The organism is Flexithrix dorotheae DSM 6795, from assembly GCF_000379765.1.
Taxonomy (GTDB): domain Bacteria; phylum Bacteroidota; class Bacteroidia; order Cytophagales; family Flammeovirgaceae; genus Flexithrix; species Flexithrix dorotheae.
Genome location: NZ_KB903440.1, coordinates 17,610 through 30,389, shown reverse-complemented (window position 1 = coordinate 30,389; position 12,780 = coordinate 17,610). Strand labels below are relative to the sequence as shown.

The window sequence follows — 12,780 nt, the reverse complement described above, 5'->3', positions numbered from 1 at the left end:
TTATTTTACTTCAAAATCAAACCTATGTTTTTGAAGAAGTAAAGGAAACTCTTGGATTTTATAACTAAACACTTAGTTTTGAAAACTAAATATTTAGTTAATCACTTCTCTAGATAAAATGTTTCTCAATTTTCGTTCGGATCACTTAATTGGAAAAACTGTTTTTTTCTTAATGATAACTATTGTCCATCCGGTTTTTTCTCAGCAGTATAGACTAAAAAAAACTCAACTTGATTCCCTTAAAAACATCCAAAAGGCAATTCTGACACGGCAAAAGCAAAAAACTGATTCTCTTAAGGCTATTTATCATAGGAGGAAAATAAGCAAGGAAGAACAAAAACTTATAACAAAAGATAAAGAAGCCAGGCAGATAGCCTTAGAAGAAAACCATCAGAAAAACCTGAGGATACTAACCACCAACCAACCTGATACAATTCTGGACATTAGACTTGGCAGAGGGCTGCTGACCACAATTCCAGATCAGGTCAAACATTTTACCGCTTTGGAGGAATTAGAAATTTCACACAACAATATTTCCCAAATTCCAAAATGGCTTTCTTCTTCACCTTCTCTAAAAAAGATTCTATTATGGGGCAATAGTTTGGAAAATTCAAAAGAAATAAAATTCAGAAAAAACTCCTCCATCATTACGGTAGATTTGAGCCAGAATCACCTGGAAAAAATTCCACGGTCTTTAAGAAAATTAAAAGTACTAAAGACTTTGAGAATTGGAGGCAACAAAATTTACAATTTAAATGGACTTCAAAAATTAAAATCTTTACGAGAATTTAGCTTAAAAGGGAATACTATTTTTATTGGCCCAAAGGAAATAAAAAAGCTAAAACATATAGAAACACTTAATTTGAGTTACTGTAATTTGGTGTATATTCCATTAGAAATCAATCAGTTAAAAAACCTAAAGAAACTTATTTTACCAGGAAATTTTCTGGTTGAAATACCTGAAACCATCTCGGAATTGAAAAACTTAAAGAGCCTGGTACTTTATAAAAACAAGATTTCTACTATCCCCAAGGCACTTTTTGAAATTGAAAATTTAGAATGGCTGGATTTATATTATAATCAACTGACTGAAATTCCTGATGATATTGCCCAATTGAAAAACCTTGAAATACTGTTTATTTCTCATAACAAAATTAATCGTCTGCCTGAAGCTATTGGCAGGATGGAAAACCTGAAAGAGTTTTATGCTCATCACAATCAGCTGACTCAATTACCAAAATCTTTTCAGCACCTGACCAACCTTAAATACTGTCACTTGCAACACAATTTGATCAATGAGTTTCCAAAGGAATTACTTAACCTCCAAAAATTAAAAGAGATAAACCTTGCAAATAATCATATAGAAAAATTTCCTGAGAAAATACTCTATTTTAAAAACCTTAAATTATTGGATATCGCAAAAAATCCTTATCCGAAAAGCGGTGAAGATTATGATAGGTTATTGCAGATGATGGAAAAACTACAAAAGAGAGGCGTATTAATCCGATTTGACCTTAAAAATCAAACCATAAAAGGGGGAAAATAAAAAAAGCCGTCTTCGACAAAAAAGACAGCTTAAAATTTCATAAAGAAAATTTCTTAGGCGGCTAATGAAGCAACAAATTTCGCTAACTTAGATTTCTTGTTAGCTGCATTGTTTTTATGAATAATATTTTTCTTAGCTAATTTATCCAACATAGAAGAAACTTTTTTGTACAAAGCATCAGCTTCAGCCTTATCAGTAGTGCTTCTTAATTTCTTTACTGCAGTCCTGGTTGACTTCAACTGGTAACGGTTTCTTAGACGTTTGGCCTCATTCGCCCTAATTCTTTTCTTTGCCGATTTGTGATTAGCCATTATTCAATATATTTATAAAATTCAGTAATCTCATTTTTTTTAGAACTGCAAAAGTAGTATTTACTTCCCAATAAGCAAAAATATTTTCGGAAATTATCAGGTGATCATGAAATTAATTTACTCAGACTTAATTCCCTAAACTATTGAACCTTAAACTCAAAAGCTTAAATATAAAAACAACTCACTTTTAAGGGACCAAACTCACTTCTTTAAAATCGAAATAAACCACCTCCTGGTTTTGATTTGCAATGGCCAGTTTTCCAAAGGCATTAATGCCAAGGATTTGTCCCCTAAATTCTACCTTTTGCCCTGACCTTAAATCATAAAAAGTGTGATCTTCCTGATATTTGTATAAAACATTTAAATATTCCTGTTTCATTTTTTCATGAGCGCCACTTCTTAACTGTAAATACCTTTTTTCCAGTTTTTCCAGCAGCAACTCTGCACAAGTTTCCAGGTTGTATTCCTTTCGGTTTATTTTTCTGAGAGAAGAAGCAGTTTGTATTCTGAATTTTTCCTGATTAATATTTAGACCTATTCCAACAATGGAATACTCGATTAGATTTTTTTTGAGCAAATTTTCAATGAGAATTCCTCCGATCTTCGAATCCTGATAAAAAATATCATTTGGCCATTTTACTTTCAGCCCGGATCCCAAAAATCCCGAGAAGAAATCGAATATTCCCAAAGAAATGGCAATGTTCAATTGAAACTGATCTCTTGCATTTAGGAAATTTGGGGTAAATATTACCGATAAAGTAAGGTTTCGGTCAGGTTCTGTTTCCCAGGTATTCCCCCTTTGTCCTCTACCAGAAGTCTGGTTAGAAGTTAGGATTGTCAAGCCTTCTACAGCTTGTCCGGAATTTATAAAATTGTCAGCAATGTCATTTGTTGAATGACAAGATGGCAGGTAAATGTATTTTTTTCCTACAAAAAGAGTATTGGCAGATATTTTATACAAGTATTTAATTAGCTTTGTAATCCGGGTAATTTTAAATATTTTCTTAAGCAAAAAACAGTAAAAACGTCAACAAAATCAATATTATAATTAATGATTAGAACAGAAGAAAAAATTTCAACAAAGTTGGTAGATGCTATAGTGGATGGAATGCAGGAGAAAAAAGCTGAAGATATTGCCATTCTGGATTTAAGAGGAGTACAAAATGCAATTGTTGATTTTTTCGTAATCTGTTCTGGTAATTCGGATACTCAGGTAAGTTCCATTTCAAATAGTGTGGAGGAAAAAGTGCTTAAAAAGCTTAAGGAAAAGCCCTGGAAGCAGGAAGGAATTGGAAATAACGAGTGGGTTTTAATTGATTATGTAGATGTTTTGGTCCATGTTTTCCAAAAAAATAAAAGGCAACAATATGGTTTAGAGGAATTGTGGGGAGACGCCAAGATTACACATTTGGAAAATGATTAACTTAATGAGTGAAAATTAGTTTATATTTACAGGTAATTGCTTACCATCCCAGTGGCCTGCATATTATTTTTTAGAATTTAATCGCAAAGGTTGCCGGAATAAATCAGAAAATAATTTTTAAAACTTTCAGATGGCTGATAAAAAGAAAAAAAATTTAATCCCAAATAAGCCCCCAAAAAATAACTATCAGATTTGGTTAGTGGTTGTGTTAATCCTGGTTATTATTGGGCTTACTTATTTCAATAAAAACTCTGCGATGATAGATATTACCCAGAACAGGTTTTCTACTTTGGTAGAAGACGGTGATGTGGCTGAGGTAGTTTTTATTAAGAATAAAATGGAGGTTGAGGTGACCCTTAATACTAAAGGTCAGCAAAAATATAAGGATGAACTTAATGCAAGAAGTCCTTTTTCCGTAACGCAGGGTCCACATTTTGTTTTTAAAGTGTTCTCCCCTGAATCCTTTAAAAAGGATTTTGATGAGATGCAGGCCTCCCTGCCAAAAGAAAAAAAAGTATCTTTAAAAATTGATGAAAGGCAAGACTTTAGCCAATGGTTTTTCAGCTGGGGCTTCTTCTTCCTGCTGGTATTTGGATTCTTGTTCTTAATGCGAAGAATGACTGGCGGTGGAGCTGGCGGACAGATATTTAACATAGGAAAGTCGAAAGCGGCCTTATTCGATGCTGAAAATAAAGTAAAAATCACTTTTAACGATGTAGCTGGCCTGGACGAAGCCAAGGAGGAAATTGAGGAAATCGTACAGTTTCTTAAAAATCCTTCGAAATATACCAACCTTGGAGGAAAAATTCCTAAAGGAGCTTTGTTAGTTGGCCCTCCCGGTACTGGTAAAACCCTTTTGGCCAAGGCAGTTGCAGGAGAATCCGGAGTGCCATTCTTTAGTCTTTCAGGCTCAGACTTTGTGGAGATGTTTGTGGGTGTTGGAGCTGCCAGAGTAAGAGATTTATTCAAGCAGGCTAAGGAAAAAGCACCTTGTATTATTTTTATTGATGAGGTAGATGCTATAGGCAGATCCAGAGGAAGAGGACAAATGCCAGGAGCAAATGATGAAAGGGAAAATACCCTTAACTCTTTATTGGTGGAAATGGATGGTTTCTCTACTGATTCAGGTGTAATTATTCTGGCTGCAACCAACAGGCCTGATGTTTTGGATAATGCCTTATTAAGACCAGGTCGTTTCGACAGACAGATCAGCATTGATAAACCTGATATTGCAGGAAGAGAAAGTATTTTCAAGGTTCACTTAAAACCAATAAAGCTTTCCAAAGATGTAAAACCAAAAGATCTCGCTGCTCAGACGCCTGGATTTGCAGGTGCGGAAATAGCCAATGTTTGTAACGAAGCCGCACTTATCGCTGCCAGAAAGGACAAAAAAGCAGTGGATATGAAAGACTTTGAAGATGCCATTGACAGGGTAATCGGAGGTCTTGAAAAGAAAAATAAAATTATTTCTCCAAGTGAGAAAAAGATTGTCGCTTATCATGAAGCCGGGCATGCCGTAGCAGGATGGTATTTAGAACATGCTGATCCTTTGGTAAAAGTAAGTATTGTACCAAGAGGAGTTGCCGCATTGGGATATGCTCAGTATTTGCCAAAAGAACAATTTTTATATACCACCGAGCAAATGCTTGACGAAATGTGCATGGCACTTGGCGGAAGAGCTGCAGAGGAAATTATTTTTGGTAAAATTTCTACCGGTGCATTGAGTGACCTGGAAAGGATTACAAAAACAGCCTACAGTATGGTAACTGTTTACGGAATGAATGAGGTAATAGGAAACCTTTCTTATTATGACTCTAAAAGGTCCGAGTATGCCATGGATAAGCCTTATTCCGAGGCAACTGCAGAAACTATTGACGCTGAGGTTAAAAAATTAATCGATGCGGCATATGAAAGAACTATTGCCCTGTTAAAGGATAAAAGAGCCGAACTTGAAATTTTAGCCAAAGAGCTTCTTAATAAAGAAATTTTATTCCAAAAAGATCTTGAAACGCTGATAGGTAAAAGGCCATTCGATGCCGAAACTACTTACCAAAGATTTACCAATGCTGAAAATGGTACTGATGAAGAGAAAAAAGAGGATAAGAAAGAAGAAAAGGCAAAAGTGGTGGTAGAAAAGAAGCCGGAAGCTAAAAAAGAAGAAAATTCACCTTCTGATGAAAAACCAGAAGAAGTTAGCAAATCGGAAGAAGAAAAATAACTTCTTTCCAAATGAAAAGTAAGGCCCCAATTAATAATTAGTTGGGGCTTTTTTTTGCTTCATTTCTTTGAAAAACCACTAACTTTGCGCACTTAATAAGCTACTTAATCTTTGAGGATTAGGCGGCATTTGAATTTCAATTCCAACTTTTTGTGGGAAAAATTATCATTTAATAATGTCAGAATATAATCATAAAGCAACAGAGCCGAAGTGGCAGGAGTATTGGCGTGAAAACAATATTTACAGGGTTGAAAATGACACTACTAAACCCAAGTATTATGTATTGGACATGTTTCCTTATCCGTCCGGAGCAGGGCTGCATGTAGGGCATCCACTTGGATATATTGCTTCAGATATTGTATCCAGATATAAAACATTATGCGGTTTCAATGTGCTCCACCCAATGGGTTTTGATGCCTTTGGACTTCCGGCTGAACAATATGCCATTGAAACCGGGCAACATCCGGAAATTACCACCAAAAAAAACATTGAAACCTTTAAAGGGCAATTATCAAAAATTGGCTTTTCTTATGATTGGGAAAGGGAAGTAAAAACTGCTGATCCGTCTTTTTACAAATGGACACAATGGATATTTATGCAGTTATTTAATGCCTGGTACTGTAATGAATCAGAAAAGGCCAGGAAAATTGAAGAACTAATCGCCATTTTCGAGAAATCGGGAAATAGTAATGTAAATGCAGCCTGCGATGATGATACGCCATCATTTACTGCTGAAGAATGGAAGAATTTTTCCGAATCAGAAAAAGCGAAAACTTTATTAAAATACCGTCTTACTTATCTTTCAGAAGCATTGGTAAACTGGTGCCCGGCATTGGGAACTGTTTTGGCTAATGATGAAATAAAAGACGGGTTTTCCGAAAGAGGTGGCCATCCGGTGGAAAGGAAAAAGATGAAACAATGGATGATGAGAATTACTGCCTATGCAGATCGTCTATTAGCCAATCTGGATAATCTTGACTGGTCTGACCCGATGAAGGAAATGCAGCGAAACTGGATTGGAAAATCCTTTGGCTGTGAACTGGATTTTAATGTAGTGGACAAGGACATTACCCTTACCGCCTTCACTACAAGGTCAGACACCATTTTTGGGGTAAGCTATGTGGTATTAGCTCCGGAACATGAATTGATCGATGAACTAACTACCGAGGAGCAAAAGACTGCGGTTGAGGAATACGTAAATGCTGCTAAAAACCGCTCTGAAAGAGACAGAATGAGTGATGTGAAGACCGTCTCTGGTGTATTTACAGGTTCGTATGTGACTAACCCTATCTCCGGAGAAAAAGTACAATTATGGGTATCTGATTATGTTCTTGCCGGTTACGGAACAGGAGTTGTGATGGGCGTACCTTCTTCCGATGACAGGGATTTCAGATTTGCTACTAAATTCAATTTACCTATAGTTTTGGTAATTGAGGGCACGGAGGATATGGAAGACCCAACCGAAAAAAAACATGGAAAAATGATTAATTCCGGTTTTTTAAATGGAATGGATTCCAAAGATGCCATAAAAGCCGCAAATGCTAAAGCTGAAGAACTTGGTGTGGGTAAAGCGAAAGTAAATTACAAAATGCGTGATGCAGTTTTCAGCCGTCAAAGGTATTGGGGAGAACCAGTTCCGGTATATTTTAAAGAGGACATTCCTTATTTAATTGATGAGGCAGATTTGCCATTGGAGTTACCAGCAGTAGATGAATATAAACCTACTGAGACTGGAGAGCCTCCTTTGGGCAGGGCTACAAACTGGAAATACAAAGGAGAATATCCTTATGAATTGACCACAATGCCGGGTTGGGCTGGTTCAAGCTGGTATTTCTTAAGATACATGGATGCTCATAATGACAAAGAATTGGTCAATAAAGAAATTGCCGATTACTGGAATTCCGTTGATTTATATATTGGTGGTACCGAACACGCAACTGGTCACTTATTATATTCTAGGTTCTGGAACAACTTCCTGGCTGATATGGAATTTATTTCACATCAGGAACCTTTCCAAAAACTGGTAAACCAGGGAATGATTCAGGGAAGATCGAATTTTGTATTTAAGGTAGCAGGAGAAAATAAATTTGTCTCCAAAGGGCTAAAAAGTCAATATGAAACCTCGGAACTTCATACGGATGTCAACATCGTTAAAAACGATGTTCTTGATATTGAAGCTTTCAAAAACTGGCGGCCTGAATATAAAGATGCAGAATTTGTGTTGGAAGATGGAAAGTATATCTGCGGTCATATGGTGGAAAAAATGTCAAAAAGGTGGTACAATGTTGTAAATCCTGATGATGTAATCGAAAAGTATGGTGCAGATACCATGCGTCTGTATGAAATGTTTTTAGGGCCTTTAGAAGCCTCCAAGCCATGGAATACTGATGGAATAGAAGGTGTTTCTAAATTCTTAAGAAAGGTTTGGAATCTTTTCCACAATGCAAAAGGAGAATTTCAGGTTTCAGATGGAAAACCAAGCAAAGACGAGTTAAAAGCCCTTCACTTAACCATAAAAAAGGTGGCTTACGATATTGAAAATTTATCGTTCAATACTTCAATTCCTGCATTTATGGTTTGCGCCAATGAACTTTCCAAGTTGAAATGCAATAAAGAGGCTATTTTAAAAGATTATTTAATCATTCTTTCTCCGTTTGCACCTCATATTGCTGAAGAACTTTGGGCTAAATTAGGTAATACTACAAGTATTACAAAAGCCAAATTCCCACAACATAATGAGGAATACCTTAAAGAAGATGCTTGTTTGTATCCAATTTCCATCAATGGAAAAGTTAGGGCAAAACTTGAATTTCCAATGGATATGGGTAAGGATGAAATCGAAAAGGAAGTTTTAGCTTCGGAAGCTATTGCAAAATGGATGGATGGCAAACAACCTAAGAAGGTTATTGTTGTTCCAAAAAGAATTGTAAATATTGTATTGTAAAAAAATAAAAATTCTGAATTTTCAGGGAAGGGTTATGTGAAAGCATAGCCCTTTTTTTATTTTTTAAATTCAGAAGGCTTTTTAAGGAAGTGAGAACTGGAGTTTACAGACTGGCACAAAAAAAAACTACTTCCGTTAATTAAACAGAAGCAGTCCGAATAGAAGATAAATTTAACTGAAACTATAAACTTTAATATTTTTAAGCGTCTTAATTACGCTGGAAATTTCTTTGTTTTCAAAACTTATGTTTCAAAGATATGTGGGAAAAACGGAAAATCCATAACTTGTTTAAAACTAGCACTTTAGCGTAAAGTAAGTTTTCCAGGGCGTTTTTAAAGCTTTGATACTCCGATTATTATACTTACCACAAAAAAATAGACATTAGTTTTTAAGAAGTTTAAAGAATTTTTCAATTAATTTTTCAGAAAAACCAAATGGATAAAAACATAAATAACTGATAGTAAGCATTTTAGATATTTCTGGAAGAATTTAAAAGAAAAAAAAACATTCAAGAATTGCATTTTTCTTACATCTGTGATATTCAATTGGTTATGCAAAGGAAATTCTTATCAGGCTGGTCTATTTTCGATCAATTCAAAACCAAATAATCTTAGATTGATGAAAAACTTAATTTATTTGTTCCTATTTTCAGTTTTAGTGAGCTGTCAGGGAAAGTTAGCCAAATCTACTTCAAGCGATAAATCAGCCAAAAAAGGAGGAGATGCTTTTGAGCAACTTGTGAGGGGAATTAGTGACCCCAAACTCAAAAGAGATTTAGAACAATTTAAAAATGAAGGCCTGGAATATGACCTTAATACAAAAGGAGTAAAACCTGAGCAGGTAATTAAAACTGCCCGTGGATATTTAGGTACCAAACACAAGATGGGAGGTTTAAATAAAAGAGGAATTGATTGCTCTGGATTAATTATGGTTTCTTTTGGTAAACATGGAGTGGTTCTCCCCCACTCTTCCCATGAAATTGCCAGGTATGGAGTCCTGCTTCCAGACCCCAAATATTTAATAAGGGGAGATTTGGTATTTTTTGTGGATACTTATAAATCCAGGGATTTGATCACTCACAGTGGAATTTATTTGGGTGACGGGCAATTTATCCATGCTTCTGCCTCCAAAGGGGTTATGATTTCCTCAATTGATGATCCTTATTACTGGAAAAAAAAGTACGTATTTGGAAAGCGGGTTTTTAATGCAAATTAGATTCCCAGATAATTTCCTTACAAGTACAATAATCATCCAATTTACAAATGGCGAACTTGCTTGCTAAAAATTGAAGGCTTTGAAATGCATGTTCATATTTTCCTTTTCCAAGAGTGATGTGCGGCCAGAAATTGTCAAAACTGTGCTTTTCAAAGTATTGATTTACCCAATTGATACTATCTGCAGAAATCTCATCCGATAAAAAGGAAAGACCATCTACTTTTTCGTTCATCAGTGGATAAACCAGATTAAATAAATCGGTATGAAAAGTATTTAATTTGTCATTTTCTTCAAACTGGAAACTAGTAATGGTTTCCGGTTCTTCTCCTTTAGTAATTAATGAATTAATTGTTATTTCTATGGACTTTTTTCCCGCAGAAAACTTCATTAAATGTTCAGTCAACTGTTTGATTTTTTCAGGTAAAATTCCGCCCATTGCCAAAGAAATATGAGGCATTGCCGGACTCTGGGTAAAATCAATTTCAGACTCTTTTTGCGTACCAACCAAAATTTTATTAATTCTTTTTGCCTCTTCTTCCACCTTTTTAGGCAGCAGAAATACAATGTCTATTGCGATGGGATTTTTCATTTATTTTTAGTTTCCAAACCTGGTTTGTGCCTTAAATAAATCATCGGGAGTACCAATATCCAGATAACTTTCATTTTCAAATAAGTAACCTGAAACTTTAAGATTTGCCTTCATGGCCTTTTGAATGACATGACCCAAAAATATCTCTTTAGGATTTTTTGAACTTAGCCTTTGTTTTTCTTCCTCTGGCAAATACTCATGCATAAATTGGGTAAATTCCGGGGTCCAAACTGCAATGAGCCAACAATGTTGAAGAGCCGTTGATTCTGGTTTAATTACAATCTCATGGATTTTCCCAGTTTGATCATCCCAATCTACCATATCACATTTGCTGGCCTGTTTCTGGCTTTCCACAGGGAACAGTCCTAAAGCGATATCCACCTTTTTAGAAATCAATTTTGATTTAAGTATTTTAAATACCTCTTTTCGATTGAAAATAATATCCGGGAAACCGAGAAAGACGATATTATCTTTAATGAATGGATAGGCCTGATCTATTGTATAAGGTACTCCATAAGGTTTATTGATAATAAGGTATCCCAAATCCATTTTCACCAGATGTCCATCCTGAAAATAAGCTGGGATATCCCATTTTCCATTTTTTAAAATGAAAAAAGTTTTAGTCGCTCCTCCTAACTGGTATTTTTCTAATAAGTAATGAGAAACAACTTTCGGCCTGAAAGTCCCGTCAGAAAGTTCCAGCTTTCCAATTGGAAACAATTCCTTGCTTCCTGGAAGAGGTTGAATTCTGGTTGCCATCCCACCGGAAGGGATTATCCCAACAATATCCATAGAAATGTAAGTTTTGAATAATTTGATAGAAAGTATTTACTCTCAAGAATAATAAAAGCCTAAACAAAACTAAGCAAGATACATTTTGAAGCAAAATTTACCTGAAAAGTGAGGAATATAAAAAACACAGGTAACCGACTGATAACAAGATATTTAATATAACAAAAACAACCCTTAATCAAACATTAAAGGTTGTTTTCTGAAATTTAACGCTTATAATTTTTTCGCTTTTAAAACTTTTTTGATTGCCTTTCTCGCTTGAATATCATTCAAAGTTACTGATTACATCATTCCTACAAGCAAGAAAAATTTGAAATTATAAAAGGCTTATTCCGGACCTTAATCCCTGCAGTTTTTATCAATATGAGGAAAAATACAGTGCCCCCCCGACCCACCTGAATTTGATTCATTATTCTTACCTGCAGGCAATCTTATTTTTTTATAAACTTTTTGGTAATTTTTTTATTATCTGTATGTATTTGTATCAAATATATGTCTTTTGGAAGCTTACTGAGATCTATCTCTGTCTGATTATTTGCAGTTAATACTCTTTGTCCATTTAAGTTGAATATGATGATTTTGAGCGCTTCATATGAAAAGTCAACTTTAAGACTCAATGTGCCATTCGTAGGGTTAGGGTAAATAATAAGGTCACTTTTTGTAGGAGGCAATTGTTTTATAGAGGTAAGATGAGAGCAAGTGTCCGTGGGAGAAAAATTAGTATTTGCCCATATATTAAAATCTTCAATGAGGCTATCAATAGTATGATGTTGAAATTCGTAGGGCCAGGGCTCAATATACCGAATATTTAAATCTTTGGCTTGTGTAAAAACGGTACCGTAAAAACCATCTTTAAACCTTTCTGATTGATCCGACCTGCCAATTATTTGTGCATATTTATCTCCCTGATAGTTATAGATAAAATCAATTAAGTCAGATTGATATGTTGTCTTTCCTGAAATCCACCACATTCCCAGTCCCAGCCTATCACATAAACTGGGGTCATTAGATAAATCATTAATAATTGTGGCAGGAATGATTGTATCACTATCAATTTCATGGACTTCAAATACAATAGGCTTATCAGGGAAAGCCCTAGCAAATTCATATGTTGTTGATTTGGCAGCTGTAATCCATTTTTCATTTGTAAATCCATCCATGGCAAATGCCGACATGTCAACACCATTTAAATGACCTTCAACACCATTCACGGTCATTTGGCTCACATATACATGAGATAACATAGTATCCGAAGCATATTGATTACTAATTTGAGTAATTAAGTCAGTCAATCTTCGAAAACATATAGGATCCCACCACAGAGGCAATTTCCAAGTTTGACTTCGAAATTGAAAACTATGGTATTTTACATCGAGAGAATCAATTAGCCAATCTGGACTTCCAAACGCACCTGCAGGAATTGCTAAAGAATATTTTAGTCCCGCTTTCTTCACAGTATTTATCTTATTATTTAAAGCAGAAAAATCATATACTCCTGGTGATTGCTCAATACTTGACCATTTCTCAGTCACTAAGACACCTCTAGCCTCAGGATGTGAAAGCACCGCAGGATTTGTTCCATTGGTTCCTGCAAAACAACCTATTGGTTTAACAATAACTTGAGAAAAAATTGAATTCGAAAGCAATATTAATATTATGAAAATATATGGTTTTCTCATGGTATATTCTTTTTCAGCTGGCAATGGTATGGAAACCACATGGAGGTTATTTTCCACCTAGGT

The 12,780-nt window shown here is 35.1% G+C and carries 10 protein-coding genes; 5 read left to right on the top strand and 5 right to left on the bottom strand.

All coding sequences use genetic code 11. The features are described from left to right. Window positions 1-172 precede the first annotated feature (172 nt). The gene (locus tag A3EM_RS0113740) at window positions 173-1,546 is read left to right on the top strand and encodes a leucine-rich repeat domain-containing protein (RefSeq protein ID WP_169513360.1); all 1,374 of its coding nucleotides are present in this window, start codon (window positions 173-175) and stop codon (window positions 1,544-1,546) included. Window positions 1,547-1,599: 53 nt separating this feature from the next. Here A3EM_RS0113740 and rpsT read toward each other — a convergent pair whose 3' ends face one another. Continuing rightward, on the bottom strand, window positions 1,600-1,857 hold the full coding sequence (gene rpsT / locus A3EM_RS0113735; protein WP_020528793.1) for a 30S ribosomal protein S20: 258 nt from the start codon (window positions 1,855-1,857) through the stop codon (window positions 1,600-1,602). 187 nt (window positions 1,858-2,044) lie between these two features. Further along, window positions 2,045-2,818, bottom strand: a complete 774-nt coding sequence (locus A3EM_RS0113730) for a biotin--[acetyl-CoA-carboxylase] ligase (RefSeq protein WP_020528792.1) — start codon at window positions 2,816-2,818, stop codon at window positions 2,045-2,047. Window positions 2,819-2,908: 90 nt separating this feature from the next. On the opposite strand from A3EM_RS0113730, the gene rsfS reads away from it, so the two are divergent. The 4 genes from rsfS (at window position 2,909) to A3EM_RS42360 (ending at window position 9,657) form a co-directional block, all read left to right on the top strand. Next, window positions 2,909-3,280, top strand: coding sequence for a ribosome silencing factor (rsfS, locus tag A3EM_RS0113725; RefSeq protein ID WP_020528791.1), 372 nt, complete (start codon window positions 2,909-2,911; stop codon window positions 3,278-3,280). A gap of 130 nt (window positions 3,281-3,410) precedes the next feature. Further along, window positions 3,411-5,498 carry an ATP-dependent zinc metalloprotease FtsH gene (gene ftsH, locus A3EM_RS0113720; RefSeq protein WP_020528790.1) on the top strand — a complete coding sequence of 696 codons (2,088 nt, stop codon included), beginning with the start codon at window positions 3,411-3,413 and terminating at the stop codon, window positions 5,496-5,498. 175 nt (window positions 5,499-5,673) lie between these two features. After that, entirely contained in the window at window positions 5,674-8,442 is a 2,769-nt protein-coding gene (gene leuS, locus A3EM_RS0113715) for a leucine--tRNA ligase (RefSeq protein ID WP_020528789.1), read from the top strand. 618 nt (window positions 8,443-9,060) lie between these two features. Continuing rightward, window positions 9,061-9,657 (top strand): C40 family peptidase, encoded by a 597-nt coding sequence (locus A3EM_RS42360; RefSeq protein WP_020528788.1) that lies wholly within the window; start codon window positions 9,061-9,063, stop codon window positions 9,655-9,657. Here A3EM_RS42360 and A3EM_RS0113705 read toward each other — a convergent pair. From A3EM_RS0113705 to A3EM_RS0113695, 3 genes are all read right to left on the bottom strand, one after another. Further along, window positions 9,644-10,246 carry a 2'-5' RNA ligase family protein gene (locus A3EM_RS0113705; protein ID WP_020528787.1) on the bottom strand — a complete coding sequence of 201 codons (603 nt, stop codon included), beginning with the start codon at window positions 10,244-10,246 and terminating at the stop codon, window positions 9,644-9,646. The two genes, A3EM_RS42360 and A3EM_RS0113705, sit on opposite strands and share 14 nt — an antisense overlap. A 6-nt stretch (window positions 10,247-10,252) precedes the next feature. Continuing rightward, on the bottom strand, window positions 10,253-11,038 hold the full coding sequence (locus tag A3EM_RS0113700; RefSeq protein WP_020528786.1) for a sugar phosphate nucleotidyltransferase: 786 nt from the start codon (window positions 11,036-11,038) through the stop codon (window positions 10,253-10,255). Between the two features lie 431 nt (window positions 11,039-11,469). Next, window positions 11,470-12,717 carry a T9SS type A sorting domain-containing protein gene (locus A3EM_RS0113695; RefSeq protein WP_044238444.1) on the bottom strand — a complete coding sequence of 416 codons (1,248 nt, stop codon included), beginning with the start codon at window positions 12,715-12,717 and terminating at the stop codon, window positions 11,470-11,472. Window positions 12,718-12,780: the final 63 nt, after the last annotated feature.

Excerpts from the sequence above, each read along its gene's own strand:
- A3EM_RS0113740 (WP_169513360.1), top strand. The coding sequence starts at position 173 with ATGATAACTATTGTCCATCCGGTTTTTTCTCAGCAGTATAGACTAAAA.
- rpsT (WP_020528793.1), bottom strand. The coding sequence starts at position 1,857 with ATGGCTAATCACAAATCGGCAAAGAAAAGAATTAGGGCGAATGAGGCC.
- rsfS (WP_020528791.1), top strand. The coding sequence starts at position 2,909 with ATGATTAGAACAGAAGAAAAAATTTCAACAAAGTTGGTAGATGCTATA.
- ftsH (WP_020528790.1), top strand. The coding sequence starts at position 3,411 with ATGGCTGATAAAAAGAAAAAAAATTTAATCCCAAATAAGCCCCCAAAA.
- leuS (WP_020528789.1), top strand. The coding sequence starts at position 5,674 with ATGTCAGAATATAATCATAAAGCAACAGAGCCGAAGTGGCAGGAGTAT.
- A3EM_RS42360 (WP_020528788.1), top strand. The coding sequence starts at position 9,061 with ATGAAAAACTTAATTTATTTGTTCCTATTTTCAGTTTTAGTGAGCTGT.
- A3EM_RS0113705 (WP_020528787.1), bottom strand. The coding sequence starts at position 10,246 with ATGAAAAATCCCATCGCAATAGACATTGTATTTCTGCTGCCTAAAAAG.
- A3EM_RS0113700 (WP_020528786.1), bottom strand. The coding sequence starts at position 11,038 with ATGGATATTGTTGGGATAATCCCTTCCGGTGGGATGGCAACCAGAATT.
- A3EM_RS0113695 (WP_044238444.1), bottom strand. The coding sequence starts at position 12,717 with ATGAGAAAACCATATATTTTCATAATATTAATATTGCTTTCGAATTCA.